This is a genomic window from Candidatus Sericytochromatia bacterium, assembly GCA_035285325.1.
Classification (GTDB): domain Bacteria; phylum Cyanobacteriota; class Sericytochromatia; order S15B-MN24; family JAQBPE01; genus JAYKJB01.
On record JAYKJB010000089.1, the window covers coordinates 1 to 26,870 of the forward strand.

Sequence of the window (26,870 nt, forward strand, 5' to 3'; positions counted from 1 at the left end):
ATAGGGATGCCCTTCCCACTTGTGAAAGCAGGATTGCCAGTATTCAAAGGTCCTGAGGTCATTCGGCGTCCCCCAGCCCAGATAGGCCTCCACTTCAAACAAGCGACAGTTCAGACCCAGGGCCAGCGCGTCATTGAGGCAGGCATCCAGATAAAATTCGCCGTTGACGCGGCCGTCCCGTTGCATCAGACGCTCCACGCAGCGCTTGACGTCCTGGGCGCGGCGAAAGGTGAAGGTCCCCAGCACCAGTGGATCCGTGGCCGGGTCGGCCAAGGGCACCTTCACGGACACCGAACGGACACGACCTGCCTCAGCCTCTATCCAGCCGAACATCTGGGGATGGCGGGCCGCATAGGGGTACCCTCGGATCGCCCAGACGATCACATCCACCTCAGGATCCGCACACAAGGCCTCGAACTGGCCGGCATCGTAGACCATGCCATGGTCGCAGGCGCCAAAGGTGATCGGCCCCTCGAGAGGACCTTGGGCGGCCTCGAGGGCTTCCAGCCCCAGCAGGGCCGAGCACGCCTGCCCTTCCGTCACCCCCGCGAGCGTTTCCAGATGCGCGCCGGGATACTGGCGCAACAGCTCAGCCGACACCGCTTCACAGCCTGGCATGTCGGCCCGCAGAACGAAGGCGTACCGGCGAGCCGGCGGCAGCGAGGCGGTGGCCTGCAAGACCATCGGGCGTCCCGACACCGGAATGAGGGGCTTGGGGAGCGGGTAGCCTTCGTCAGCAAAGCGTTGCCCCAAACCGGCCATCGGCACCACCACACTTCCCCGCGGCACACCCTGGCCGCGAGGTGAAGCCACCAGCGCGCGAAACGCCTCCGACCACGTCCGGTACTCAGCGACATCCTCCGGCGTTCCCCACTGCATGAAGTGTTGCAGGGGGTACACGGCCACGGGTTGACCGCTCGCGAGCAGGGGCTTGTAAGCCAGACTCACATAATACTCACCGGAAACGGCCAAACCCTGCGCCACGGTTTCCTGAAAGGCCTGACGCATCAAGGCCGCAGAGGCAAAGTAATAGGTTCCACTCGAGGCATATTCCGCCATGCGGTCGGAGGTAAAGGGCTGCTTCTCCTGGATGTCCTCGACCCAACCGTCCGATTCCCGCACGTAGGCATAGTTGGTGGTACCCAGCGAATGGGGGTGGAAGCCGCGATAAGCCGGGATCGCCCCGGCACACGCCGTCTCCTGCACGAACGCCTGGAAATGCGCCCAGTTCCAGTAACAGGTGAAGTCGCAGTAATTCACGACGACCGGCTGTTCAGGCTTCAGGAGGTGTTCCACCTGCTGCACGGCATGAACGGGGCCCCGTTTGTGGGGCGCGATCCCGATCACCCGCCCGGTCGGACACCATTGGCGCAAGGTCGCCTCGAGCCCATAGGTGGGGTCATCGAGGTGGTCCTGATTGCAAATGAAGAGGAAGTCCGTCTCGCCCGGGAACATCGCGATGACGTGCGCGATGATCGGCTTGCCTTCCAGCTCGATCAGGGGCTTGGGCCGCGCATAGCCCGCACGGCGAAAACGCTCGCCAAAGCCTGACATGGGGATCACGATTTGCACGCTGGGGACACCCTCTCGGATGAGGACAGAACGCCTCTCTGGGCAGCGGTCTCGAAGTTCTCGTGGTCTGACGGAAGGGGCGTCGTGGGTTTGCGGCCTCAGCCGCCCTGCGACGGCCCAAGCTTTCCCGGAAAAACGCTCACCCCAGTGTAGCGTAAGTCCGGAGAGAGCTTCCGGCAGAGGCAATCGCTTGCCGACGGAGCCGATGTGCTCTGCCACGCCAGCGATCGGCCAATCCCAGGACGCCTTCCGGGGAAGCGATCACCGGTTCCGGTAGCGGGTGCTCAGGTGATCGATGTGGAGCCGAATGCACAGCAGACGTGGAGGCGGGGTACATTCGCCCACAGCACATACTTCTATCGACATATACGTGAGGCCCCTCATGACCCATCGCCGCACGCTCCCCGCGCTCCTCCTCGCCACCGCCCTCGTAGGCTGCAGCACGACGTTCGCGGGCACCACCCCGACGCCGGGCACGGCGGCCGGGCCTCTTGGCGCCACCACCTCGGCCGCGTTGCCGGCCGGCGGCCCGCTGGTGGGCTCGGCCGTCCCGGGTGCGGGGGGGGCTGGTGGCGGGCAGGCCCCGGCGGCCGACGCCCCGCTGCCGCCGGAGCTCGCGGACCACACGTGGGGGCGGGTGCGGGGCTTCGCGCGGCTGATGGAAGGCGAGCCCTTCGGCGGCGCCACGATCAGCGGCTTCGACCTGGGGTCCAACGAGCCCGTCACGATCCGCGCCACGGCGGATCTCGAGACCGGCGCGGCCAGGCCGACACCCCCCGTGACGGACGCGGACGGGAACTTCGACCTCATCGTGCAGGACCCCGGCGTCGGGAAGGTCGTGCGGCTCGTGATGACGCGCGGGGAGGAGCGCCTGATCACGGTGACGGACCCCTGGCCCGCCGAGCCGTCCCGGGTGGGCTACCGGCTGCAGCTCCGCAGGTCCCGGGTCGAGAACCTGAACGGTCCGATCAAGGTCGCCAAGGACGAGAACGGCAAGCCGGTTTTTATTGGACGGGGCGCGTACAACGAGGGGATGGGGAATCAAGTCGCGGAATCAGTAGGGACCTTTCTCCGGCTCAGGCAGGTGTATGCGATGGCCGACCTCGAGCTCTCCCTCAACGGCCTGTCGGCAATGGGGGCCATGAAGCTGCAGTTGCAACGCCCCGAGCAGGAGATCCAGGCGGGCATTAGCCGGCTGAGGTGGTGGACGTTCGAGGACCTGGAGCAGACGTTCGAGAAGCTGAAGGCGGGTGGGTCACTCTCCGAGGCGGACAGGGGCTTCATCAAGACGACCATGCTCAGCGCCCCGGATGCGCGCGGCCTGCTGCGGGCGGACAAGGTGGAGGACTTCCGCAAAGCGATGTCGCTGCTCGGCAAATTCGGCAAGCGCGACGCGCTGGTGACCGAGGAGCTGAAGGTCCTCGCAGCGATGAACCTCGTCGGCCGCCTCAAAACCCCCATCGCCGTCGAAGCCAAGGACTTTCCGCTCGACCGGGTCGCCATCAGCCTCGCCGGGGTGCTGACCTTCACGGGGCAGACCAACCCCGTGCGGATCTGGGGACCCCTCATGAGCCACTTCATCCCGACGCCAACGCTCTCCAGCGGCGGCAGCCGGACCGCCACGAGCAGCGGACAGGGAGGCGGCACGGGCCTCACACCCTCCCCTTCGGTGAGCCTGCAAGGGGGCCAACGACTGGCCTTCTTGCGACAGCCGATCGGCGGGGCGCAGCTGGTGGTAACCCGTAGTGCTGCGGCTCCCGAAGAGACCATTCTGGTCGCCCTGACGGGGGGGACGCCTCAGGCCTCTGGCGTGCTGGACCTGATTCCTTCTTCTGGAAGTGGTTGGAACGTTGCTCAGACCTTGAGCGGCAGTCGGACCTTGTACGTTGCGAGCGGCAGCAGTGCTGGACTTGCCTTTTACGAACCTGATAGTCAGGCCAGTGGCCTCATTTTCCCCAATGGAGGCTATGCGCTGGCGGCCGACAGCACGCGTCTGTACGCTGCGAAAACCGGCTTTACCCAGCCTGTCCGCTGGATCAGTCAGGCCAATCATGCCGCGAGCAGCGTGCTGCAGGTGGCTGGCGCGAATTGGTTGATGACCAATCCGACCGCGATGACCGTGTTCGACCCGGCCGTGGATGGCGTGCCGGTCTCCTCGGCGTCACCCACTCTTTTTATCGGAACCGACCCCTCGAACGCCGGAGGTGCGATTTTCTCAGCCCAGGATGGCGCCGCCACCGCTGTCCGGCTGGCGAGCGGATTGGGCGTGATTGAAGGCCTGGCCTACGCCTCGCCCGTTCTATACGTCAACCGAGGAGGCAATCAAACCATCGTGGCCATCAACGTGAACACCGGGGCCTCCTCGGTGGTGGTATCGGCTTCCGGTGGCTCCAGCTTCGTGCAGGTTCCAGGACTGGGCTATCCCTTCGGGCTGACCTTGGATGACGATGGGGACCGCCTCTTCTTCCTGAAATCCACCGGGGTTCACGAGGTCGACCTCACTGGCTTTACCCGACCCTAGGCGTCACCCGTTGAAGCCTCACGCCTGCGACCGCGGCGGGGCCGGTTTGAACGTGGGCACAGCAGGCCTCTCACGGGTATGTGACCCCCATGACCACCGACGACCATGCCTGGAAGCAACTGCTCGACCCCCAGGGCCAGTTCCCTGCCGAGGCCCTGACGGGGCTGGAGCAGCGCGCCCGCGAGGCCCTGATGGCCTGCGGCGAGGTGGCGCTGGCGCAGACGGGCGAGGCCGCCGTCGACGGGCGCCGGCCGTTCGAGGCGGCGTTCTGGGCGCGGCTGCCGCGCTGGCGGACGCGGGACGTGTTCCAGGCCGACGTGCCCGTGGGGCTCGATTGGGGCGGCGAGGAGCTGGCCTTCCTCTCGCTCGTGGTGACGGAGGAGGCGCTGGAGGTGCGGCTGCCGGCGATCGCCTGGACCACGGGCTACGGCGGCCCTGCCCTGGTCGCGAGCCTGTGGCGCCGGGAGGCGTTCTCCCAGCTGCGCAGCGCTGCCCTGCGGGCGCTGCTGGCGCAGGGCTTCGAGGCCCTGCGCGCCCGGCACGTGCTCTGCAGCCGCTGCGGCGAAGGCTTCGGGCCGGGGCGCTGCCTCACGGTGGGGGCCGAGGTGGTCTGCCACGGGTGCGCGGAGCAAGACCTCGGCGTGGTGTTCTGAGGGCAGGCGCCCCGGCAGCCCCGGTCGGGCTCGCGGCCCCAATCCACCAAAAAGCCCCCCACCCGGAAAGCCAGGTGATCTGCGTGCGACACTTGAGGCCCTACGACCGGAATCAGGTAACCTGAATGAGGGGCCGCTGACCCCGGAGAGCGCCTACCTGCTGGCGTGCATCAAGGTTTGGGACGAGCAGCCGGAAAAGCCAGAAGCGGACATGCGCCAGGTCGGCCTCCAGCTGGCGGCTGATGCGGTCCGGGATGACAGCGGGCCTCGGTAGTTCAGTTGGATAGATGGTGTCCGCCCTTAGAATGATGTCGGGGATTCGAGACTCTCCCGGAGCGCCTGATGAGAAGCCGGTTTCCAGCGATGGCTGGAAACCGGCCTTTTCTTTCGGCATCCCTGGGGCATCCTTTGCGGTGCGGGTGACTTACCCTTGCTCGTCCTGAGAGACTAGCCTCAGCGCTGCCCGTGGGGTACACCAAGCCCGGCAGGCATTGACCGCCGGACGATGCGAGAAGCAGGAGGCACCTCGATGCGTGAGACTCAGCCAGAAGGTTCGGACGAGAGCGACGAGGTCGCGGACGCGGACAGCGTGCTGAAAAAGCTCAAAAAGGTTTGGGCCCAAGGCCTCACCGCGCCCTCACCTGAGGACGAAGGCCCGCTGTGGGTGGACCCCGACATGCCGGTCTGGGGGAACATCGACCCGGACGAGGTGAGCTGACCCAGCGGAGACCCTGCACCGGAGGACCGCAGCGATGAGCGAGCAGCCAACCTACCCGAAACCCGAAACAACGCTCACCCCAGTGTAGCGTAAGTCCGGAGAGAGCTTCCGGCAGAGGCAATCGCTTGCTGACGGAGCCGATGTGCTCTGCCACGCCAGCGATCGGCCAATCCCAGGACGTCTTCGGGGGAAGCGATCACCGGTTCCGGTAGCGGTTGCTCAGGTGATCGATGTGGAGCCGAATGCACAGCAGACGATGATGCAGGCAGCACGGTGGCCGTGGTGAAGCCTGACACCGGCGAGGTCCGTCACCCCTGCGGTCGTGGCGGGGCCGGGCGCCGATCGAGCCCACTGACCGTCGGCGTCGCCAGCGTCCACTCGAGGTCGTCCACGAGGTGAAGCAGGGCCGTCGCCTCCCAGACCCGGTTGCGCCGCCCGATCGAGACCTGCTTGAGGACCCCTGCCGCGCTCAGGTCGTTGAGGGCGCCGCGCACCGCCACCGCGCTCGCACCGACGAGGGCCTGGGCCGCCTCGGCGTTCAGCACGGGGTGGGCGGGCAGCAGCTGGATGAGGCGCTCAGCCGCGGAGTCGCTGCGGGGGTGGCCGAGGGCCTTCCGCCAGCGGCCCTGCAGCGCGAGCAGGTCGGCGTTGAGGCGCTTGGCGTGCTCGGTCGCGGCGTGGAGCGTGCGCAGGAAGGTCCGGCACCAGGCCAGCGCGTCGCCAGCCCGGAAGGCCGTCAGGCCTTCGACGTAACGCGTGGCGTTGGTAGCCAGCACCAGGCTCACGGGCGGCACGAAGTGGGGCGTCAGGCCGCGGCGACGCAGCACGGTGTGGATCAATGCGCGGCCGACCCGGCCGTTGCCGTCGGCGAACGGGTGGATCGTCTCGAACTGCGCGTGCGCCACCGCCGCCTGGACGATCGCGGGCAGGTCCTCGCGGGCCAGGAAGTCGCACAGGTCCGCCAGCAGGGGCTCCACCTCGCCCTCGGGCGGCGGGATGAACTCGGCGTGCGCCGGGCTGTGCGACGAGCCCCCGATCCAGTTCTGAGTCGTGCGGAGGCGGCCGGCAACCTCCCGGTCCTCGGTGCCTTCGAGCAGCTGGCGGTGGATGCGCAGCAGGTCCGCCACCTCGATGCGGACCGTCCGCGAGCCGAGCTGGATGGCGGCCTCCATCGCGGCGATGTTGCCCATCACCGAGCGGGCCAGCGCGTCGCCCTGCGCGGGCGCGAGTTCCGAGCGCGCGAGGCGCCGCTGCGAGAGCTGCAACCCCTCGATGCGGCTGGAGCCGATGCTCTCCGCCCTTAGCAGCTGACGGCTCAGGGCCTCGAGGCCGCTCACCACCACGAGGTCCTGCAGCTGGGCGACCGCCTGCACCGTCGCCTCCAGCTCCTGCGCCAGGTCCAGCGGCAGCGCCAGCGTGAAGCCCGCCACCGGGTCGGGGACGTAGGCCTCGTAACGGAAGCCGCGGGCCGCCCGGTGCTGCTCACCCAGGCTCAGGTCTGGCTCCCACCAGCGTGACTCGAAGCGCGGCATCGACAAGCTCTCCCCGGCAGCGCCGTGCGAGGTCCGAGGGGCGTAACCTTTCGCACAGGGCTCCATAAGAAACTATACCCGATAAGCCAATGTATAGAGGCCGATACGAAAGCCTGCCCCCGAGGGCTGCGCAGGACCGAGGGGTCCGCCACGCGCCTCCGTGGGGTATGAAGCGGGTGGCCCGTGCCCACAGGACAACAGCTGCCTATGCCCGCCTTGCACCAAGAAATCCACTTCGAGACCGAGATCTGCGCGCGGCCGAGCTGATGAACGCGATCATGGACGCGCTCCAGGAGCACACCGCCATGAGCAAGTAGGCCCTCGCCTCCGAGCAGGTCCGCGGCAAGCTGCTCGGCGTGCTGCTCGGGCAGGGGCAGCTCTGGGAGGAGCTGCGGGCGCGTTCTGGGGCGCCTGCGCCGGAGGGTCGGGTGATGGAACTGCCACGGGCCCCTTACAACGGAGCCCTAGCGGCCGAGGCCCCGGAGGCGTGGGCGGGGCGATCGCCGGAGGGCTGAGGCGCTCGCCCTCGGCACCCCGCCCGGCCGGATTTGTTACCCATAGTCATTATGAGCCAAAAAGCCCCCCACCCGGAAAGCCAGGTGGGGGGCCAAAGTGCCCGAGGCCGGAGTCGAACCGGCATGCCTTGCGGCGGTCGATTTTGAGTCGACTGCGTCTGCCATTCCGCCACTCGGGCAGCGGAAGCCGATTCTAGCGCATTCCCGGATGGGCGGCAAGCCGCCCGCCTGGCGCAGCGCCTCCGTCAGGTTTTGACGAAGAACAGCTCGCGATCGAGCTTGGGAAAGAACTCCCGCAGCACCGGATGCTGGTGCCAGACGCCGAGCAGGTTGGCGAGATACTCCATCTGCTCCGCGAGGGGCTCGAACTTGCCCCCCTTGCGCACGTCCGTCACCTGGTCTCGCAGATGACCGTAAAGTTCCACCGCACTACCGGCCAACTGCGCGGCGCGCGGATCATCTTTGAGACGCTGCGCGAGCAGGCGTTCTCGCCGCGATTGGGTGCTGAAGATATCCAGCAAGGCTGCCCCGATCGCAGGACGCTGCATGTCGACGGTGCGCTTGAGCGCCTCCATGCCGGGCGCCAGGTAGCGCAGCACCTGTTCCCCTTGCTGCAGCGTCGCCTGACGCAACTGCTGATGCCGCAGGGCGGCATCGCCGCCGGAGAGCAACTGGGTCCCCCGCGCCTGCAAATGTCCGGTGGCGGCCCTCGCCTGAGGCGACGGCGCGGCCTCCGGAGGCGGAAACATCTGGGCGAGCAGCGAGTCCTGGCGGAACTCGACGTGCAAATTGGTCAGGGGATAAAACTTGCGCTTGACCTCCTCCAGGGTATGCGGGCCCGCCACCCCTTCGCGCATCTGCACGCGCGCGTCGGTGACGGCCTGGCGGGCTTCATGAAACCGGAAAATCGCCACCTGGATCTGCTGCGCGACACTGGCATTGACCACCACCAGCTTCTCGAGATACGCAATGATCTTTTTGCCTTGGGGCGACACGGCGTGCTTGAACGCCCAGTTCTCGACGCCCGGAATCGGCAATCCGGCACTTTGAACCGAATGCACCAGCAACTCAACGCGCTGTTCGAGCACGTGGATGTGCTTGCCGACCCGGGCCACCGTGGTTTCCACCACGGACTGCATGGCAGGGTCGTCCCATTGCAAGGCGTCACTCTGGCGCCCCCCCCCTGGCGAGGGCTTGCGCAGAGGCTGGGTGCCTGAGGGCAGCGCCTGGGTGTTCAGCTTGAGCTGATCACCGCTGCGTTTGGATTTGTCCTCGCTCACGATCGGTTCCCGGCTGGCGTGTCCCCAGGATCAGGGGAGGGGCTCCCCGTCAGGTCCTGCTCCCGCTTCATACCCGCTGACAGGTCCTCTGCCTCAGGGCGGCCAGGCGCCCCCGACGTGCCCAGGATCACGCACCTGGTGTGTCGGGGGTCCTCGCCGGGCCGCCCCGATCGCGCGCACCATGGGAAACCCTGAAAGGTGTTTTGCCCGCATGTCCCACCCGCGTCCCATCCGCCCAGGCAAGAGCTGGCGCTCCCTGGAATCCAACCTGCCCGTCCGGCCCCCTGGGCCTCCCCGGACAGCATCGTCCCGTCCGCCTCATCATTTTGCCTGGATGGCCAGCTGGCTACCAGCCGGGCAACAGCCCGAAAACGCGCTCACGGGTTAAAAATCAAGGTTCCCAGGCTGCGATTCACCGCCCCGACGTGGCCCGGCAACGCCAGCGCCTCCCCCCCGTAGGTAATGGCATACAGGCGAGACGCCTGGAAAAACAGCCAGGTGTCGGCTGCCCAGCTCCCTTGCCGCTGGGCCACCTTCACCGTCTGGACGCCAAAACGGGCTTCAACCCGAGCACCGGGGCCATAGGTCGCGGCTTCCAACATCAGGAACTGGCGCGCGCGCGCCGCCCGCTGATCCGCGCGATAGCGTTCCAGTTCGGGCACCTCCCGCCAGACCATCAACAAGGTGGGCGGCTGCTCACTGGTCCGGCGATCGCCCGCCGCGGGAGGCGGCCCGAACAGGGCGCGAAACTCCCCGTGGTCATCTCCTTCATCGAGCAAGATGAACCCCACGGGGGGCACGAATTCGAAGGTGCCGTCCATGCCCTTGAAGTATCCGGGGCGGGCGTTTCGCGCCCGCGGGCGCGTGCCGGAACTGGCCGGCTGAGCCGCCAACCAGGGGGTGCGCGGGGGCGGCGTGGCGGTCGCGCGGATCACCCGCCGCGGGTTCGGCGCAGACAGCAGAGGCTCCGGCGGAAGCACGAGGCCCCCCGCGGACGCCCCCGCTGGTCCTGCCGGGGGTAACGCGGCGCTGACGGGAACAGGCGGGCTGGTAGGGGTCGGGCTGGCTGGCTGGGGGCGCGAGAACGCAGCGGTCGGTGCCGCTGAAGGCAGGGCCACCCGGGCGGCCGAGGGAAGCGAGGAGGCCGCGACGCTCGCTGGGGGCGACCCGGGGCTGGTGGTCGGGGAGGAGTCGGACGGCGGCGGAGGCGCTGACATCCGCAGGCTTGGAGCGGGTGAAGATGACCCGGCCGGCAGCGGCGACCCGGGCAGCAGAGGAGCGAATTTCCCCAGAGGCCTCGCGACGCCTCGGGGCGACTCCAAGGACGGGGAGGCGACGACCGGGGGGGCGGACCGCGCCATGGCGGGCGCCTGGGGCCCGGAGCGGGGGGGCACCACCTGAGCCGAAGGCGAAGGCGAGGCAAGCGTCACTCCCAGCGAAGGGGTCGCGCGCGGCAGCCCCGCGCGCGGATCCGATTCGAGCGGCGGCGGGGAGGGAGGCGGACTCAGCCTGTCGTTCGACCCGGGTAGCGGGAGCCGTCCGGCCGCCACGTCACCAAAGGAGGCCAGCCACATCTCCGCATCCCGTCCAAAAGGCCCCTGAGGGTCGAGTTCCTGGACCCGATGCCAGGCGACGGCTGACTCTGCATATTGCCCCAGGCGCCACGTCACCAGCGCGATGTAATAGTGGGCCTCGCGATCGCCAGGCCGGATCTCCACGAGCTGCCGCAAGCGTTGCAAGGCACTCTCGTAGTGAGCGCTACGATAGTCCGAACGAATCTCCTGCCAGGCCGGGTCATCGCTGGCGCGGGCGGAGCGTCCGAAGAAGGAAAGGGCCAGCACGAGGGCACAGGTGGCCACGCAGACGCGCCGAGGCATCCGGATCAACATGCCCCTATGTTACGCAGTGTCTTGCCTGCACGCAATTCGCGCAAGGCCGAAGAGGGGAAGGTTCGCCAGGGTAGATAAGGAAGGCGTGCCCGCGGGAAGGAGGCCAGGGCCAGCCTGCCCGCGCATGAAGCGCCCCCGGAAGGAGTCCCGTGCCGGCCCACCCGCGTCTGTACTGGCAAACCCGTGCGACCTCGAACGCGAGTTCCGAGGCCCTGCGCCAGGCCCTCGGCCTTCCGCCGTTGCTGGCCACGGTGCTGGCTGCCCGCGGCTGGCAGCCGGGCGCAGCCGTCGACGCCTTTCTGGCGGAGGCGGAGGAAGCGGAACCTGACTACACGGCCCTGCCCGGAATGGCCTTGGCCGTCGCTCGGCTGCGCGAGGCGATTCTGGCGGAGGAGTCGATCACGGTCTGCGGCGATTACGACATCGACGGGATCACGGCCACGGCCCTGTTGCTTCAAGCGTTGCGGCAACACGGCGCGCGGGTCGATTATCACCTGCCCCAACGCAACACGGACGGTTACGGCCTCACCACGGCGGCGCTCGACGCGCTGGCCGCGGCGGGTTCTCAAGTGCTGGTGACCGTGGACAGCGGCACCACGGCCCTGGAGGAACTGGCCCACGCGCGCGCGCTCGGGCTTGCCGTGATCGTGACGGACCATCACCTTCCGGGGCCTCGACTGCCGCCAGCCGTGGCCATCGTCAACCCCCATCTGGCAGACGCCCCTGGTGTGCTGGCCCCCCTCTCGGGCGTGGGGCTGGCCTATGCCCTCGCGCGCGCGCTCGACGCGGCGCACCCGGTGGACGGCGCCGACGCCAGGGACCTGCAAGACCTGGTGGTGCTGGGCACCTTGAGCGACCAGGCGCCCCTGTCGCAGGAAAATCGGCGGCTGGTGAAGCTCGGACTCGAACGCATTCGTCGCGCGCCGCGTCCGGGCATCGCGGCGCTGGCACGGGTGGCGAAGTGCAACCTCAAACAACGCTACATCGCCGAGCAGCTGTCCCAACGCGTGATCCCCCGACTGAATGCGGCGGGTCGCATGGCGCACCCGCGCCTGGCGCTCGAATTGCTGTTGAATGAGGACGAAGCCAGCTCCAGCGAAATGGCGCAACATCTGGAGCGACTCAACCACGAGCGCCGCACGCTCTCGCTGGTGATCGAAAGTGAGGTGCAGGCGTTGATCTCCTTGAACGAATTGCCCCGCGGGCCGGCCGTGGTGCTGCACAATGCGCACTGGCACCACGGCGTGCTGGGCATCGTCGCGTCGCGGGTGGCGGGTCGAGAAAATCGGCCGACCCTGCTGCTGGCCCCCGAAAATGGTGGCACCTGGCGTGGCTCCGGGCGCAGCCCGGCTCATTTCGATCTGCACGCCGCCCTGAGCCGCGTTCAGCAGCACGTGGTGCGTTTCGGCGGACACGGTCAGGCCGTCGGCGTCAGTGTTCGCGAGGCGGACATGGCGGCGTTCGTGACGGCGCTTCAGGCCGAGGTTCAGGCCATGATGGGGGATGCGGCCTACGCCCCGAAAGTCTGGAAAGTGGATGCGGAGGTGCCGCTCGGCTGGCTCAGTTACGAGACCGTCGCCGAACTGGATCGCCTGGAGCCGACCGGGCCGGAAAACCCCGCACCGCTCTTCGTGGCCAGACACCTGAGGGTCGTCCGACAGGAGCGTCGAGGCCCGGAGAACGAGCATCTGTGGCTCGAACTCGCCGATGACACGGGCACGCTGCCGGCGATCGCCTTTGGGCGCGGCGGCCAGTACCCGCTCGAAACGCCCCACCTCGACGCCGTGTTCGTGCCCCTGGCCGAACGCTGGCAGGGGCGCAACCGTCTGACCCTCAAGATTCTCGATCTCTGCCCTTCCCCCAACCAAGCTGGATGAAAGGAGTGGCCATGCCCACCCCCACCTCGCTCGATCTCGAGACCTACGTGCGCGACATTCCGGATTTTCCGCAACCCGGCATTGTCTTCAAGGACATCTCGCCCTTGCTCAGGGATGCCGAGGCCTTCCAGAGCGCCATCGACCGGCTGGTCGCGCATTACCGCCCCCTGGCGATCGACTACGTGGTCGGCATCGAAAGCCGGGGCTTTCTGGTGGGGGCGCCCCTGGCCTATCACCTGGGCAAGGGCTTCATCCCGGTGCGCAAGCCCGGGAAACTCCCCTATCAGACCGAAAAGATCGACTACACGCTGGAATATGGGTCGGGCTCGCTGGAGATCCACGCCGATGCCCTGAAAGCGGGGCATCGGGTCCTGATCATCGATGATCTGCTGGCCACCGGCGGCACCGTGGCGGCCACGCGGGCGCTGATCGAGCGGATGGGGGGCCAGGTGGCGGCGGCTGGTTTCCTGATCGAGCTGGCCTTTCTGGCCGGGCGCGACAGACTCCCCGGCCTGGACGTCCATGCGTTGCTGACTTACTGAAGGCGAAAAAAGGCCGATTTTCCAGCCGGCCGGCCTGGGCCGTGGGGCATCCCGGCGATCGCACCGCCCCCGTTCCGGCATCGAATCAGGCTTGCTGGGGAAGAATAGGGTGTGACCATCCAGTCTGATACGATGGAATCGATGACGCCCCCCGACGCAGCGAGAGGCAAGCGGGCAAGCGCCTCTCGCCGCCACGCCAGGCGGCCGTCCGACGCGGGACGACCCCCTACCCCCAGCGCTGTGGGTCCAGGCGAGGCAACCAGGCCCAGACACGGCGACCCCCATGGCGCAAAAGTCTTCGGTCGATACTGACGGCCTGTTCAAAGCCATTGGCACCTACCTCCCAGCGGAGGACCAGGGCCTGGTCCGGCGTGCCTTCGCGCTAGCGGAACAGCTCCACGCGGGCCAAACCCGCAAATCGGGTGAGCCCTACGTCATGCACCCGGTCGAGGTGGCCAAGATTCTGGCGGGCCTCGAAGCAGATGGCGCCACCGTGGCGGCCGGGCTGCTGCACGATGTGCTCGAAGATTGCCACATCGACGCCGAAGAACTGCGCAAACAGTTCGGTTCCGAAGTGTGTCGGCTGGTCGAAGGCGTCACCAAGCTCGGCAAGATTTCCTTCTCCAGCAAGGAAGAACGGCAGGCGGAGAATTTCCGCCGCATGTTCCTGGCGATGGGCAACGACATCCGGGTAATCCTGCTGAAGCTGGCGGACCGCCTGCACAACATGCGCACGCTGGCGCACATGAAGGAAGAAAAGCAGCACGAGATTGCCCGCGAAACGCTGGAAATCTTCGCGCCGCTGGCGCATCGTCTCGGTCTCGGACGTATCAAGGCCGAGCTGGAAGATTGGTCCCTGCGCTACCTTCACCCGGAGGAGTACTACAAGCTGGCCCAGCTGGTGGCGGCCAAACGCGAGGAACGCGAGGCGATCATCGCGCGCATCGTGGGCGACCTGCAGGGAGAACTCAGCAAGCTGGAGATTCCCTGCAAGCTGTCGGGGCGCCCCAAGCACTTCTACAGCATCTGGCAGAAGATGGTGCAGCAGAAGAAAGAGTTCACGGACCTCTATGACATCACGGCCGTGCGCGTGCTGGTGGACTCGCTGAAGGAGTGTTACGAGACATTGGGCGTGGTCCACTCGCTCTGGAAGCCCATTCCAGGCCGCTTCAAGGACTACATCGCCATGCCGAAGTCCAACATGTACCAGTCGCTGCACACCGCGGTGATCGGTCCCAAGGGCAGCCCGGTCGAGATCCAGATCCGCACCTTCGAGATGCACCGCGTGGCCGAATACGGCATTGCCGCGCACTGGCGCTACAAGGAAGGCAGCCGCGCGATCGGAGACGCGGACCAGAAGCTCACGTGGTTGCGCCAGATGCTCGACTGGCAAAACGACCTGAAAGACGCGCACGAATACCTCAACACGGTCAAGGAGGACCTGTTCGCCGACGAGGTCTTCGTGTTCAGCCCCCGCGGGGACGTGATCGATCTGCCGCGCGGCGCCACCCCGATCGACTTTGCCTACCGGATTCACACCGACGTCGGGCACCGCTGCGTGGGCGCAAAGGTCAACGGACGGATCGTCACGCTGGACACCCATCTGCGCAACGGGGACATCGTCGAGGTGATCAACAGCAAGACGCCCCACCCCAGCCGCGACTGGCTCAAGATTGCCGCCACCACCTCGGCCAAGAACCGCATCCGGCAGTGGTACAAGAAGGAGCACCGCGACGAGAACATCCAGCTGGGCCGGGAGGGCCTTGAGCGCGAAGTGGGCCGTGCCGGCCTGGAACAGCTGCTCAAGAGCGATCGGGCGCTCGAGACGGCCCAGAAGTTCAACATGACCACCGTGGATGACATGCTCGCGGCGATCGGCTACGGCGAACTGGGCGTGACCCAGGTGCTCAACCGGCTGAAGCCGGAGGCCCCGCCGCCCAACCTCCCCCCCGAAGCGCCCAAAGAAGCACCGCGGCAGAAAGGAGGCGGCAAGGAAAAGAACACCATCCTGATCGACGGCAGCGACTCGATGCTGGTCAACCTGGCCCGCTGCTGCATGCCTCTGCCTGGCGAACCCGTGCGCGGGGCCGTCACGCGTGGGCGAGGCATCACGGTGCATGCCGCCGAGTGTCCGAACCTGGCACAGGTCGATCCGGGTCGGATCGTGCAAGTCGAGTGGGCGCCTTCCGCCTCCGGCAGCACCTACCCGGTGGAGATCGAGATTGAATTGATGGATCGCGTGGGCCTGCTCAAAGATGTTTCCGCCAAGATCGCGGACATCAAAACCAACATCCGGGCGGCCCGCATCCGCACCTTGCGAAACAAATCTGCGATCATCAACCTGGTCATCGACATCAGCGACATGAACCACCTGCAGCGGGTGCTGGCGACCGTCTCCAAAATCAGCGACGTGGTGCGGGCCAACCGGGTCACCAAGATGCGCCAGCCGCCCAGCCGCTCCCCCAAGGCGACTCCGTGATGACAACCATCCTGCTGGTCTCGACCAACCCTGGCAAGCTCGATGAGCTCCGCAGTCTCTTTGAGACGGACGAGAAGGCCGAGTCACGCTGGCAGTTCGCGCTGACCCCTTACCCGCTGGAAGTAGACGAAACCGGCGCAACCTTCATCGAAAATGCAACACTCAAAGCACAAGCGGGAGCCAAAACCTTCAATCAACCTTGCCTGGCGGATGACTCTGGTCTTTGCGTGGAAGCACTCGGCGGGAGACCCGGGATACACTCTGCGCGCTATGCCGCCACCCCCGAAGCCCGCATTGCCCGTCTGCTGGATGAACTGGCGGGCACGTCCCAACGGCAGGCCGCCTTCGTCTGCGCCATGGCGCTGGCCTGGCCGGATGGGCGCCTGATCACGGTCGAAGGCCGCTGCGAGGGGACCATCCTGATAGCGCCCTGCGGCACCGGGGGCTTCGGCTATGACCCGATTTTTTTTCATGCCCCCTCCGGGCGAACCTTCGCGGAGTTGTCCAAGGCCGAGAAGAACCGTTTCAGCCACCGGGCCCAGGCGGCCGCCGCCCTGAAAACGGCCCTGGCAGGCTCCGCCATCGGATAGCGTCGCTCAGGATGAACCCGGCCAGCCTCGCGACCCTGAAGGCCGATCGCTGCGTCGATCGTCGTGCCGGAAGTCCGCACGCGCCCGAGCGCCGCGATGAGGTACTGGCGCGTGAAAGCAAGCGCGCGGATTCGCCGGAATCGCCTGACCTACCGGTTTTATTTTAATGTAAAGTTAATCTGAAAAACCTCCGAAATTAAGCACCCTCGGGCCCAGGCCTCCCGATAGTGATGATAGGACGACGCTGTGTCGCCCGGTTGTTCACCTGACGTGACCCCTCGGAGGCCACCATGACCACCCCGATCGCTGCACGCACCACGGTCGCCCCCGTGTCTCTGCCGCCCCGCTCCGCTCGTCCGGCGGACCCCCACGGCGGGACGGCGACGGTCAACACGACGGATACCTATGCCAAGCAGAACGCCGCGCATTACAACGGCCGCTATCCGGGCTATCCGGCGCAGCCCGGATACGGCTACCCGGCGCCCCCGGTCTATGGTTACCCGACCCAGCCCGGCTACGGCTACCCGGGATATCCCGGCTATCCTGGATATCCGATGGATCTCGGGCAGAGCTTCGAGCAACTGTTCCGCGGCTTGAAGGAACTGTTCCGGTAACCGGCTAGCGTGACGGTTCATCGGCCGACCGCCCCACCAAGGGGCGGTTTTGCGCTGAAGCGTCGAGTCCAGCGCGAGGCGCGGGGCGCCCCGAGGCTCCGCCATAACACGCTTATTTAGCCTGGTGTTAACCAAAATATTATGATAGGCTGGAGGGTGAGGGGTCGTGTGATCCCGACCCGAGGATCGACCAGGTGGCTGTTCTGCCCCGCTCCACGCCCCTTTTGCTGATGGCCCTCGTGGGCCTGACAGCGTGTGGTCTTCCCCCGCGAGCCGATTCTCCCGCCACGGTATCGCCGCGCCTGGCGACCCGCGTGCGCGGCCTCACCAAGGCACTGCCGAGTCTCGATCGCCCCGTGAGTGCCTGTCGGGTGCTGGCCTTCGCCCACCAGCAGGCGCTGGCGTTCGACGAGGCCGCTCGCTTCCAGTCCCTGGCGGGCACGCACATCACGGCCCTGGGTGTTCCTGGCCCGGGTGGCCACTGGACCCTGCGGTATCTGAGCGCTCCCAGCGGCAGCCCCTCCCCCAGCCAAGCAGGGGCCTCCTATCGCGCCATCACCTTGCGGATCCATGAGTCCGGCCAGGCAGAACTTGAAGCCGCCTGGCTGGACGGTTTGCCGCTGGGCTTGGCCCTGTTCGACAGCCCGATTCCTCGCATCGATAGTCAATCGGCGATCGCCCACGCCCGCACGCTGCGCCCCACGCAACCCCTTGATGCCCACTTCCGCCTCACGCTCGCGGGCAGCCTGAATGCGCACCACTTCCGCGAGCTGGCCTGGCATGTGCAGACCCTGCGGCAGGACGGCTTGGAGCCGCCCGTCGTCTTCAACGCCAGCACGGGCGATAGCCTGCGCTGATCACGCGGGCCCCTCCCGCCCGCGCGAGCCAGACGGGGCAATCCCATCCGCCTGCCAGAGCAAATAGCGGACGACATCCGTCTGACTGAGCAACCCCACCAGGCGTTCGTGCTCCAGCACCGGTAAACGCCCCGTGCCCGCGCCGGCGAGCAGCGGCAAGGCCTGTTTGGCCGCCATGTGCGGGTGCAGGGCAGGCAGCGCCGCCAAGGGGGACATGACGTCGGCCACCCGCACCTCGGGCCAGCGCGCTCGGGGCACCTGCAGCACGGCATCGCGGTCCAGCAGGCCCAGCGGGGTTTGCCCGGCCACCACGGGATAACTGTTGAACGGATACGGCAAGAAATACGTCTCCACGGCCTCGCGCAGGCTGAGGTCCGGAGCGACGGTCAGGGGCGTGGCGTTCATCAGCCGGGCCACCGAGATGTGGTCCAGGGCGCGTGACACGAGCACCTCCGCATAGGCCGCCTGTGCCGCCTGATCGATCAGCCAGCCGAGGGTGACGAGCCAGGCACCGGCCAGCCATTCGCCTCCCAGCAAGCGAAAGAAGCCGATCGCCATCAACAGCCAGGCAAAGGCTCGGCCCACCCCGGAAGCCCAGCGCGTCGCACGCACCAGGTCACCGCTGGCCCCCCACAGCGCCGCGCGCAGGACCCGCCCCCCGTCCATCGGAAAACCGGGCAGCAGGTTGAAAGCGGCCAGAGTTACATTGGCCACGGCCAGCCAGAAACTCCCCTCGACCAGGGCCGCAGGGGCCGGCCAGGCGGCACAGAGCGCGGAGACGGCGAGCCAGACGATGGCCAGCACCACGCTGAGCACGGGCCCGGCCACGGCAATCCAGAACTCTTCCCGCGGCGTGCGCATCTCGGCCAGCGCCTCGGAGACGCCGCCGAACAGGAACAGGCGAATGCGGGCCACGGGCAGGCCGAAGTGACGGCTGACCAGCGCGTGGGCCAGCTCGTGCAGCACGAGCCCCGCAAAGAAACACAGCGCCAGCAGCCCACCAAACACCATGGACAGGGCCGTCGGCCAATTCGGCTGCCAGCCTGGCACGGCGTGCAGGCCCAGTCCCAGCGACACCAGGGCGAAAATGAACAGCCAGCTCGGGCTCAACCAGATGGGAATGCCCGCCAGCCGCCCCAGACACCAACCACGCTCACCATCCATCGCATCACGTCCTCACCGGCGAGCATGAGCTGCGATGGGCGGACGTGACAACACTCAGGCAGCGTCAGCGCCGCCCTCGATACATCCGGGTGGGGAGTCGCCGCGCTCAGATGGGGCGCAGGTCGAGCGTCACGTCGGGCGTATGGGGCACTTCCGGCGCGCGCAAGGTCAAGCCACGCACCAGCCGGGCAAGCAAACCGCGGGCCCCCACTGCGGCGGAACGGGTGGGCGAGAGGGCCGCGAGTTGCGCTTGCATGGCCGCCCGCTCGGCACGCAGCGTCACCACCTCTTGCTCCAACCGCGCCAGGCGACGCGCCGCCTCGGCATGTTCGTGTTGCAAGGCGTTCCACAAGGGCCGCACGACCGACATCACTTCCGTGACCCGCTCGTTGGACAGCGACACCCGAGCGGGTTCGGTGACCGGCTGCGGATTGGCCGGCAGCAGGGGCTCGATAAAGCGACGGATGGTGGCATAGGAGTGTTCCTCCTCGCGCATCATCTTGATGGTTTCGAGAATTCCCAGCGCATCAGCCGGGAAGTAGCGCGTCCCGTCCGATTCCACCCAGGAAGGCACGGGCAAGCGAACGGCCCAATTCTTCACCTGCGACGACTTGATGCCCAGACATTGGGCAACCTGATCGCTGGTCAAGGTGGTCGTGTCTGACATCGAGCCCTCCGAAGCGAGGCAAGGAAAGGTGGGGACGGCGGTGAAAAGTTCCGCGCCTCAATCTAACATAACATACCCGTCCAGGCCCAGCGTGTGTGCCACGCACCAAACGCCTCAGGCCTGCAGCCAAGGGCCGCGCTACAGGCCCGCGTCCTCGGGGGGCACATAGAGTTGCAGCGTGAATTCACGACCTGCCAAAAAGGCGTGCCCGATGCGCGTGCCCACATTGAACGTGGGGGTCCAGACCTGGTCCACGCTCCCCTCCGCAGGCTCTCCCTGCGCCGCCAGACGCGCCCTCAGCATTCCCAGCCACCAGTCGAGACGCGCCCCCGAGGCCGTGCCGGGACCAGGCGGCATGTAAGTCGCCACGAATCGGTCAATCACGCGCACACTCGACTGCCGACGCATCCAGGCTTCGGTATGACCCGAGACGTCCTCGACAAACGCGGTCAGCGGCAGCGCGGGCCAGGCCCCCGACGGCGAGGTCCTCCGGCTGGCCCCCCGGGCACGCGCCAGGTCTGTCACCAGTTGAAGCTGGCTCCCGGTGTCCGGCAACGCCTCCAACTGCAGACGCACCAGGCCGTCCGAGGTTCGACAACGGTACAACCCGGGCCCTGCAGGCGACAATTCGATGCCCAGACGCGACGACACTTGCCGGGCATGGCGGGTCAAGCGAGCAGGATCCGGGGCCGGAGGGCGTTCAGCGGGAGACGTCGCCGAGACGGGCTGACTCGCCTCGCGCTCGCGGCTGACGTTCAGGAACAAGCCGGCCACAGCCGCTGCCGCACGCGCGCCCCAGGAAGGGGGAGGGGAGGTGGGTCGGACGAGGGGACGAGGACGGGCCGCCCCCTGCCCGGACGCCTGCGGAGGGGGCGACATCGAACGGCGCGTGGGCATGAAACCAGGCTCAAGGTCCCGCTCGCCTGCCACCTGGCCTGGGGACCCCGCCGCCTGAACCTGTTCAGGAGGCGGGGGTGAAGCCGGCATGACCTGGCGGCCGTGGTCCTGAGGGGCCCGATGCGCCGGGCCGGGGGGTGGGTGCGCCTCGTGTGACGCCCCCTCGGCTGGGTCCGCGTGACTCCCCGCAGGCGCCGGTTCGCCCCGATGGTCCGACGGGGGCGCCGGCGCCACGTGTGGTGCGGACGCCTTGGCGTGCTGCCCCGGTTCCCCGGATGGGAGCAGCGAATGAGGCGCGCGCGACGCATGGGGTGATGGAGAGGCGGCTCGGAGGCTCGCGACCCGCGTGCCCCACCAGCCCTGAAGAACGCTCCAGGCGCGCAACAAGGGGCGCTCAGCAACGGGAGGAGGCGTGGAACGGCCCCTTGGTGGGGCCGAGGCGTGAGAGCGAAAGCCAGGTGGCAGCGAACCGTGAGCAGGCTGGGGCGTGTGAGGCGCTTGGACGGCCTGATGAGCAACGGCTGGGTGGCCGGCCTCCGCCGCCGCGTGACCACCGGCCGAATGGCCACCCTCCGCCGCCGCGTGACCACCGGCCGAATGGCCACCCTCCGCCGCGTGCGCGCGAGCGTCCTTGGGGGGAGAACCCGCCCCGTGGGAAGCCGCCTCCCCCCCATGCTCGGCCACCGCAGCCACCGCAGGACCGGCGGCCTCCAGCGCCGCTCGACTTTCGTAATGGTCGTAGGCCATGACGCCGATCAGCAGCAGGGGCAGCGGCAACATGGCCCCAACCAGCGTGAGAACCGCCCGCCGATGCGCGAGAGCCTCCGGAGACACGATTCGATGCGAACGTACCGTCCCGATCGTCCAGCCTGCGCCCCGCTTCTTGCGCCGTTTGACCAGGGCCTTCCGGCTCAGGGCAGGAGAAGGTGCGGGGGAGGCGGGCGACGCCTCCGGCGGAGCATCCTGATTTTCCTCACTCACGGGGGTCCACTCAAAGCATAGGGGCAACGGTCAACGCCCCCATCATACCCAAGGAGCACGGGTCGGCCGCCCAGTAATCAATATAACAATTATTATCTTAAACAACCCAAGCCAGGCACCCGCGCTGAAGGCGCAAGGGCGCCCGGCAGGCCTTGTTCCGGCGGAGCCTGGCAGGACAGCCGAAGGCCGGGTCCGCCGGGGCAAGTGGCTCGTGGTAAACTAAGCCCCACTGGCCCACACACCACAGGTGACCCTGCCACCGACCAGGGCCGAGAGAGGACCGTGATGCCCCTGACCCGAGACACCATCTTGGCCTGGCCCAAGGCGGATCTGCACTGCCATCTCGATGGGTCCCTGCGCCTGGATACGCTGATTGAACTGGCGCGCGCCCAAGGCAAAGCCGCCGAACTCCCGACGGACGATCGGGACGAACTGCAACGGATCCTCGAAGCGATCGACGATTCGCATTCCCTGGCCGATTACCTGGTCTGGTTCAAATACACGATCATGGTGATGCAGGATGCCGCCAGCCTGCGTCGCGTGGCCTATGAACTGGTCGAGGACGCCGCGCGGGAAAACGTGCTCTACATCGAGGTCAGATATGCCCCCATCGAGCACATGCGGGGTGGACTTAGCCTCCAAGCCGTCAACGAAGCGGTCCTCTCCGGCCTACGCGATGCGGAGAGAGACACAGGCACCAAGGCGCGGGTCATCATCTGCGGATTGCGGGACCGTTTCGAGTCGGAGTCCTTCCGTCTGGCAGAGCTGGCCGTTGCGTATAAAAACGAGGGTGTCGTGGCCTTCGATTTGGCAGGCGGCGAGGCTGGAAACCCAGCCAAGCTGCACGTCCACGCCTTCGCCCACGCACGCGACAAGAATCTGAACATCACCTGCCACGCAGGGGAGGCTTGGGGCCCGGAGAGTATCCATCAAGCGATCAGTGACTGCGGCGCACATCGCATCGGTCATGGTGTCACGCTGAGAGATGACAAGGATCTCCTCCAGTACGTCATCGACCATCGCATCCCGCTGGAGATGTGCCCTACCAGTAACGTGCAAACCCGAGTCGTTCCCAGCTTCGCGGAGCATCCCATCCAGTTCTATGCGCGGCATCAGGTGCGCCTGACGGTCAACACCGACAACCGGTTGTTCTCCAGGACCACCAGCACGGAGGAACTCTGGCGCTTGCACCAGCACCTCGGCTTTGACGAGAAAACCTTGAAGTGGATCGTGCTCAACGGCTTCAAGAGCGCCTTCCTGCCATATGCGGAACGCCAGGAGCTGATGAACCGGGTCTTGCCAGTCCTGGATGTGAGTCGCTACACCTTGGAACCTCCTGCGCACTGAGCCATGGCCTGGGTCCTGATTCTCACGTGTGCGGTCTCGGCCCTGGTGGGTGCCACCGCCGTGCGACTACTGGTTGGCAATAAATTAGCACAGAGAGAACATACGCGGAACGTAGAATCCGAGCGGCTTATCTCCTGGCTATCAGGGCGTCAGCCGGGAATCTGGGATCACGACGAATTGCGCAATCGGGTGGGTGAGGTGGCCTCTCGCTACTGGTCAGCCGACACGCCTGCTGCGCTGCGCCAGCTTCAGCAATGGGTGCATCCGTCGATGGTGGAGGCGCAACTGGCTCGCTGGCCGGAGGGGGCCCAGCGACGCGACGGGAGGGTCGAACTGATCACGCCGCCCGCCTTCGTCCATGTGGTGGAAGGCGCTCCGTCCGGCGATCGCCTGATTGCCCGCTTGGAAGCGCGCATCGCCCAGGACTTTTTCGATGCCCAGGGTCGCTGCATCCGCACCGAACGTCACCCGCCCGAGTTTTCTTACCACCACTGGCGCCACATCGATGGCCAGGGATGGCAACTGGAGGGCATCACGGCGCACTTTCCGCGCGGGGAGGCGCCCCCCTCTTCAGTGGCATGCGGATTGGCCGCGGTCGCGCAGGAGGATGCCTGAAACCTGAACGACCATTCAGTCAGGGAAGCGTTCTCAAGACCCTTTTTAGACGCCCCTGATTATCTGACCCGTTTCCCTACCCCAGATGGCCATTCGCCGTGTTATCCGGAGAGAACCCCAGCCTGGATTGCCAGATTCCGCGCCGTGGCGCGAAATCTCCGCAAACACACCCTTCCATATAATCAACATTATCTGGTTCTCGTCGTTTCCGAGATTTCTCCCAGGCAGGGCAGGGGGCCTGAAGCTCAGCGAGCGCCACGCGTGGTCGTGCGCCAAGCACCAAGGCCTTCCGGAATCCAATCGCTTGCGCCGGCGGCACGGGAAGAAGCCTGCGCGGTGCGCGCAGGCCGGAGAGAATCGCGTTCGCCTTATTTCAGGCCAACGGGCGGTCGTTATCGACGTCGTCCACGCCGGCGATCAAGGGGGCTTGCCCCGTGACCATCAGGCTGACCGTGCCCTGTGGATGCTCGATGGTCAGGCTGCCATCCGCGCCCTGACGAATGGAGGCCGGCTTGCCATCCGGATCGCGCAAGGTCAGTTCTCCGGGCTTGGAGGCGATCACCTTCAGTTTGCCGCCAAACACCTTCTGGCGAGGTTGACCATCCGCCCCCAGCTCGTTCAGGTTGATCATCACGGTGCCGTCCTTGCGGGTCTCCGCGCGCAGCCCGTAGGTGCGCCGGAACATCCCGAACATGGCCGACCCCTTGGCGATCAGGTCGAGCACCTGGGGGGTGGATTCGCGGATGGCCGCGGTGCCGTCAATGTCGAAGCCCATCACCGAGGTGCCCGGCGCCAGCCGGAGGCGGGTGCCCGCCGGCAAACCGGTCAGAGGAATCGTCGGCTTGCCCGGGGTCGGTGCGGCCGGCAGGGACGTGACGCCCGGCTGAGGTGCGGCGGTGGGCGCAGGCTGAGCCGCCGCCGGAACTGCGGGCGCAGGCCCCGCGACGGGGGGCGAGAGCGGCCAGGAGGGCGCCGGTGGTGCCGCCTGTGGCCACATCTGGGGCACCGGCTGCTGAGGCATCCACGTGCCAGGCTGTGGGGATGGCCAGCCAAATGACGGCGCGGGAGAAGGAATCTGAGGGGTGACAGCCGGAGCCGGCATCGGCGCAGGGAGATAGACCTGCGGCGGTGGAACCGGCAGCGGCGGAGGGGGCGGAGGAGGCGCGGCCGCAGGCAGCGGGGCCGGCATGCCCGGCCAGCCCGGGACAGCCGACTGGCTGGCCTGCTGCAGCAGCAACGACAGCTGCGCCTCCAAGGCGACCAGTTCCGCCAACGCTTGCTGCAGTTGCGCCACCATGCGTGGGTCCGCCTGGTTCGGGACGCCCGGCTGGGCCGATGGCGCCTGCCAGGCCGGACTCATGGCCGGCGCGGGGGCGGCGTTCCAGGTCGGCTGGGGCCAACCCGGCTGGGCCACCGGCACGCCATAGGGCGACGGCGCCGTGGCCACGGCAGGAGCCGCCTGCGGCGGGGGAGCGGAGAAGGCCAGCTGGTCGGGCGTATAGACAGGCGCGGGGGCAGTTGGCCAGGGCGCGGGGGCGCCCGGGGCACTCGCCACGGCAGGGCGCGACAGGGACTGGAAGAAGTTGGCGATGGCGTGAATGCCCATGGCGGCGTGTCCTCGGTTGGTGTGGCGGATGCAGTCGGTGCAGGAGGGTTATCGCCTTCGCGGGGCCGCAGTCGCTATAAATCAGATTAAGTTCCTCTGAAGAAAGCACTAAAAAAGCGAGGCGCGTCTCAGAGGTGGCCGCGTCGCTCAGTCGCCGAGCACGCCTTTCAAGCCCCGGCTGATCAGACCGGGAATGCCGGTGGCCGACCAGAGCGATTGCGCCAGGCCATAGCCCAGCAAGCCCCCGAGGAGGCCCACCACGGCGGCCATCACGCCCGTCACGCTGAAGGCTCCGACCAGCAGGCCAGCCAGGACCGCCGCGCCGGCCCCGCCCACGAAGGCTCCCACGGTGTCGTTGGTGAAGCGTGACACGGCGGTGCCCGCCCCGACCCGGCCCTGCATCAGGTCCAGGCCGTTCGCCACCCCCGAGGCGATCGCCTGCACCAGGGCAGCCCGCTGCATCAAGGGCATGGCCTTGTTCAGACTCCCCGCCAGGCTGCGCAGCGCAGGCGCCTTCAAGCCGGTATAGATGGCATTGTAAAGGCTGGTCAGGCCGCGGACGTCGACCACCAGGCCCCCTCTGGGTGAATCGTCACTGGCACGCAGAGAGGGCGACCCGAGCCGCGCATCCACCGGCATGGGGGAGGCAGGCATCGGCCCGGGAGGCATCGGCAGCACCGCAGCCGGCGGCAGCGGCACGGGCGGCAAGGGTGGCGCAGCCAGGGGAGTAGGGGCCAGCTGGGTCATCCGCGCGTCCTCCGATTGTGCCGCTGGGGCATCACGATGGGGGGTCCGTCTCCATGGTCGGCGCGATCAGGGCCGCGCTTGCCCTGTGGTGGTCGCCAGAGAGATAAGGACTCATTAATAGACGAGAAAGATTGTTTTAAAGCGGGAGCATGGTGGCAGTCCTCGCTTGCTCGGACTACCATGGGACGTGCGCCATACCCTCCTCGGCTTTGGGATTGCCTCTCTGCTATGGTCTACGGCCCCTGCGCCAGGCCAGGGGGCACCCGCGCAAGTGAGTGAGGTCGACACCGCCTACATGGACGACCTGCACGACCCGGCTCGTGCCCGGCGATTGCCGCTCAAGGCCTATTTCCCTCGGGGAAGCCGAAGCACGCATCCCCTGGTGATCTTCAGCCACGGATACGCGACCAATCGCCTGATCAACACGGTTGCCCGCGAGGCTTTCAGGCATCTCGGGACTCACCTGGCAGCCCGCGGCTACGTGGTGATTCACCTGCAGCACCCCGATCGCGTCCCGGGCATCCCCGAAGCGGAGCGTCCCCGTGACGTGAGCTTCTTGCTGGATGCCCTGGCCGCCCAACGCTTTCCCCTGCCGGGCTTTGGAGGCCAGATCGACCTGCGACGCGTGGGGCACGCGGGGCACTCGGCAGGCGCCCACACCGCCTTTGCCCTGGCGGGTGCCCGCATCGATCTGCCAGGGGGGCCCGGAACGAGCCTGCTGGATCCGCGCATCCGGGCGATCGCACCGATCTCGGCGCGCGGCAGCGGAGAAGTCGGTGGTCCGCGCGGGGTCTCCACCCCAGCAGATGCCTGGCGCAGCGTCCAAACCCCGGTGTTCATGACCGTGGGAGAAGCGGAACTCGGCTTCGATGCCTTTGGCCAGCCTCGCCCGCCAAGCTGGCGTCTGGAACCGTGGGAAGCATTGCCGAATGGTGACAAATACCTCGCGGTGCTCCCGGAAGCCGGGCACTCAGACTTCGACCATCACGGCAGACTCCCCGCCAGTGCGATTCGCACGCGCAGCATGGCCTATGTGCGGGAAAACATCGCCGCCTTTTTCGACGTGTATCTCAAGGGAGAAGATGCCTTGCGGGTCAAATTGGGGGAATTCGCCCGGCCTACCGGCGCCCGCGTGGCGCAGAAATAGCCCCCACGCATCGCGAACCTCCTCTGGGCGGGCAGCGCCCAGACGTCCGGGGGGCCCGCC

22 protein-coding genes and 1 tRNA gene are annotated in these 26,870 nt (G+C 67.2%); 12 read left to right on the forward strand and 11 right to left on the reverse strand.

All coding sequences use genetic code 11. The features are described 5' to 3' along the window. Positions 1-1,572: sugar phosphate nucleotidyltransferase (locus tag VKP62_11655; protein MEB3197847.1), on the reverse strand; the 1,572-nt coding region annotated here is incomplete at its 3' end. A gap of 382 nt (positions 1,573-1,954) precedes the next feature. Between VKP62_11655 and VKP62_11660 the strand changes: the two genes are divergently transcribed. Both VKP62_11660 and VKP62_11665 read left to right on the forward strand, forming a co-directional pair. Then, positions 1,955-4,093 (forward strand): hypothetical protein, encoded by a 2,139-nt coding sequence (locus VKP62_11660; protein ID MEB3197848.1) that lies wholly within the window; start codon positions 1,955-1,957, stop codon positions 4,091-4,093. An 89-nt stretch (positions 4,094-4,182) separates the two neighbouring features. Then, a complete protein-coding gene (locus VKP62_11665) occupies positions 4,183-4,746 on the forward strand; it encodes a hypothetical protein (protein ID MEB3197849.1) in 564 nt (187 codons plus the stop codon). 112 nt (positions 4,747-4,858) lie between these two features. Here the strand turns inward: VKP62_11665 and VKP62_11670 are convergent, their stop codons facing one another. Next, the gene (locus VKP62_11670; protein MEB3197850.1) at positions 4,859-5,140 is read right to left on the reverse strand and encodes a hypothetical protein; all 282 of its coding nucleotides are present in this window, start codon (positions 5,138-5,140) and stop codon (positions 4,859-4,861) included. 135 nt (positions 5,141-5,275) lie between these two features. Between VKP62_11670 and VKP62_11675 the strand changes: the two genes are divergently transcribed. Beyond that, positions 5,276-5,464 (forward strand): hypothetical protein, encoded by a 189-nt coding sequence (locus VKP62_11675; GenBank protein ID MEB3197851.1) that lies wholly within the window; start codon positions 5,276-5,278, stop codon positions 5,462-5,464. Between the two features lie 308 nt (positions 5,465-5,772). Here the strand turns inward: VKP62_11675 and VKP62_11680 are convergent, their stop codons facing one another. From VKP62_11680 to VKP62_11695, 4 genes are all read right to left on the reverse strand, one after another. After that, positions 5,773-6,996: a Fic family protein gene (locus VKP62_11680; protein ID MEB3197852.1), complete on the reverse strand. Its 1,224-nt coding sequence runs from the start codon at positions 6,994-6,996 to the stop codon at positions 5,773-5,775. Between the two features lie 613 nt (positions 6,997-7,609). Then, positions 7,610-7,690 (reverse strand) — tRNA-Leu (locus VKP62_11685). A 66-nt stretch (positions 7,691-7,756) separates the two neighbouring features. Further along, positions 7,757-8,791 carry a hypothetical protein gene (locus VKP62_11690; protein MEB3197853.1) on the reverse strand — a complete coding sequence of 345 codons (1,035 nt, stop codon included), beginning with the start codon at positions 8,789-8,791 and terminating at the stop codon, positions 7,757-7,759. A gap of 377 nt (positions 8,792-9,168) precedes the next feature. Then, entirely contained in the window at positions 9,169-10,668 is a 1,500-nt protein-coding gene (locus VKP62_11695) for a hypothetical protein (protein MEB3197854.1), read from the reverse strand. Positions 10,669-10,829: 161 nt separating this feature from the next. Between VKP62_11695 and recJ the strand changes: the two genes are divergently transcribed. From recJ to VKP62_11725, 6 genes are all read left to right on the forward strand, one after another. Beyond that, the gene (gene recJ / locus VKP62_11700; GenBank protein MEB3197855.1) at positions 10,830-12,557 is read left to right on the forward strand and encodes a single-stranded-DNA-specific exonuclease RecJ; all 1,728 of its coding nucleotides are present in this window, start codon (positions 10,830-10,832) and stop codon (positions 12,555-12,557) included. 11 nt (positions 12,558-12,568) lie between these two features. After that, positions 12,569-13,099, forward strand: a complete 531-nt coding sequence (locus VKP62_11705; GenBank protein MEB3197856.1) for an adenine phosphoribosyltransferase — start codon at positions 12,569-12,571, stop codon at positions 13,097-13,099. Between the two features lie 283 nt (positions 13,100-13,382). Further along, positions 13,383-15,578 carry a bifunctional (p)ppGpp synthetase/guanosine-3',5'-bis(diphosphate) 3'-pyrophosphohydrolase gene (locus VKP62_11710; GenBank protein MEB3197857.1) on the forward strand — a complete coding sequence of 732 codons (2,196 nt, stop codon included), beginning with the start codon at positions 13,383-13,385 and terminating at the stop codon, positions 15,576-15,578. Beyond that, on the forward strand, positions 15,578-16,168 hold the full coding sequence (gene rdgB, locus VKP62_11715; GenBank protein ID MEB3197858.1) for an RdgB/HAM1 family non-canonical purine NTP pyrophosphatase: 591 nt from the start codon (positions 15,578-15,580) through the stop codon (positions 16,166-16,168). The genes VKP62_11710 and rdgB overlap by 1 nt, the downstream gene beginning before the upstream one ends. A gap of 290 nt (positions 16,169-16,458) precedes the next feature. Beyond that, positions 16,459-16,782, forward strand: a complete 324-nt coding sequence (locus tag VKP62_11720; protein ID MEB3197859.1) for a hypothetical protein — start codon at positions 16,459-16,461, stop codon at positions 16,780-16,782. A gap of 194 nt (positions 16,783-16,976) precedes the next feature. Next, the gene (locus VKP62_11725) at positions 16,977-17,639 is read left to right on the forward strand and encodes a hypothetical protein (GenBank protein MEB3197860.1); all 663 of its coding nucleotides are present in this window, start codon (positions 16,977-16,979) and stop codon (positions 17,637-17,639) included. Here the strand turns inward: VKP62_11725 and VKP62_11730 are convergent, their stop codons facing one another. From VKP62_11730 to VKP62_11740, 3 genes are all read right to left on the reverse strand, one after another. Then, entirely contained in the window at positions 17,640-18,803 is a 1,164-nt protein-coding gene (locus VKP62_11730; GenBank protein ID MEB3197861.1) for a site-2 protease family protein, read from the reverse strand. Positions 18,804-18,909: 106 nt separating this feature from the next. Continuing rightward, a complete protein-coding gene (locus VKP62_11735; protein MEB3197862.1) occupies positions 18,910-19,470 on the reverse strand; it encodes a MerR family transcriptional regulator in 561 nt (186 codons plus the stop codon). Between the two features lie 138 nt (positions 19,471-19,608). Next, entirely contained in the window at positions 19,609-21,348 is a 1,740-nt protein-coding gene (locus tag VKP62_11740) for a hypothetical protein (GenBank protein MEB3197863.1), read from the reverse strand. Between the two features lie 285 nt (positions 21,349-21,633). Between VKP62_11740 and add the strand changes: the two genes are divergently transcribed. Both add and VKP62_11750 read left to right on the forward strand, forming a co-directional pair. After that, positions 21,634-22,695 (forward strand): adenosine deaminase, encoded by a 1,062-nt coding sequence (gene add, locus VKP62_11745; GenBank protein ID MEB3197864.1) that lies wholly within the window; start codon positions 21,634-21,636, stop codon positions 22,693-22,695. 177 nt (positions 22,696-22,872) lie between these two features. Beyond that, a complete protein-coding gene (locus VKP62_11750) occupies positions 22,873-23,310 on the forward strand; it encodes a hypothetical protein (protein ID MEB3197865.1) in 438 nt (145 codons plus the stop codon). A 373-nt stretch (positions 23,311-23,683) separates the two neighbouring features. On the opposite strand, the gene VKP62_11755 is transcribed toward VKP62_11750, so the two are convergent. Together VKP62_11755 and VKP62_11760 are read right to left on the reverse strand one after the other, a co-directional pair. Beyond that, complete coding sequence (locus tag VKP62_11755) at positions 23,684-24,916, reverse strand: hypothetical protein (protein ID MEB3197866.1); 1,233 nt, start codon at positions 24,914-24,916, stop codon at positions 23,684-23,686. A 147-nt stretch (positions 24,917-25,063) separates the two neighbouring features. Further along, complete coding sequence (locus VKP62_11760; protein MEB3197867.1) at positions 25,064-25,663, reverse strand: hypothetical protein; 600 nt, start codon at positions 25,661-25,663, stop codon at positions 25,064-25,066. A 271-nt stretch (positions 25,664-25,934) separates the two neighbouring features. On the opposite strand from VKP62_11760, the gene VKP62_11765 reads away from it, so the two are divergent. Next, a complete protein-coding gene (locus tag VKP62_11765; protein ID MEB3197868.1) occupies positions 25,935-26,810 on the forward strand; it encodes a hypothetical protein in 876 nt (291 codons plus the stop codon). The last annotated feature ends 60 nt before the right edge of the window (positions 26,811-26,870 follow it).

Bases quoted from the DNA above. Each gene is read 5' to 3' on its own strand.
- VKP62_11660 (MEB3197848.1), top strand. From the start codon at position 1,955: ATGACCCATCGCCGCACGCTCCCCGCGCTCCTCCTCGCCACCGCCCTC.
- VKP62_11665 (MEB3197849.1), top strand. From the start codon at position 4,183: ATGACCACCGACGACCATGCCTGGAAGCAACTGCTCGACCCCCAGGGC.
- VKP62_11670 (MEB3197850.1), bottom strand. From the start codon at position 5,140: ATGCCGAAAGAAAAGGCCGGTTTCCAGCCATCGCTGGAAACCGGCTTC.
- VKP62_11675 (MEB3197851.1), top strand. From the start codon at position 5,276: ATGCGTGAGACTCAGCCAGAAGGTTCGGACGAGAGCGACGAGGTCGCG.
- VKP62_11680 (MEB3197852.1), bottom strand. From the start codon at position 6,996: ATGCCGCGCTTCGAGTCACGCTGGTGGGAGCCAGACCTGAGCCTGGGT.
- VKP62_11695 (MEB3197854.1), bottom strand. From the start codon at position 10,668: ATGCCTCGGCGCGTCTGCGTGGCCACCTGTGCCCTCGTGCTGGCCCTT.
- VKP62_11705 (MEB3197856.1), top strand. From the start codon at position 12,569: ATGCCCACCCCCACCTCGCTCGATCTCGAGACCTACGTGCGCGACATT.
- VKP62_11710 (MEB3197857.1), top strand. From the start codon at position 13,383: ATGGCGCAAAAGTCTTCGGTCGATACTGACGGCCTGTTCAAAGCCATT.
- rdgB (MEB3197858.1), top strand. From the start codon at position 15,578: ATGACAACCATCCTGCTGGTCTCGACCAACCCTGGCAAGCTCGATGAG.
- VKP62_11720 (MEB3197859.1), top strand. From the start codon at position 16,459: ATGACCACCCCGATCGCTGCACGCACCACGGTCGCCCCCGTGTCTCTG.
- VKP62_11730 (MEB3197861.1), bottom strand. From the start codon at position 18,803: ATGGATGGTGAGCGTGGTTGGTGTCTGGGGCGGCTGGCGGGCATTCCC.
- VKP62_11735 (MEB3197862.1), bottom strand. From the start codon at position 19,470: ATGTCAGACACGACCACCTTGACCAGCGATCAGGTTGCCCAATGTCTG.
- add (MEB3197864.1), top strand. From the start codon at position 21,634: ATGCCCCTGACCCGAGACACCATCTTGGCCTGGCCCAAGGCGGATCTG.
- VKP62_11755 (MEB3197866.1), bottom strand. From the start codon at position 24,916: ATGGGCATTCACGCCATCGCCAACTTCTTCCAGTCCCTGTCGCGCCCT.
- VKP62_11760 (MEB3197867.1), bottom strand. From the start codon at position 25,663: ATGACCCAGCTGGCCCCTACTCCCCTGGCTGCGCCACCCTTGCCGCCC.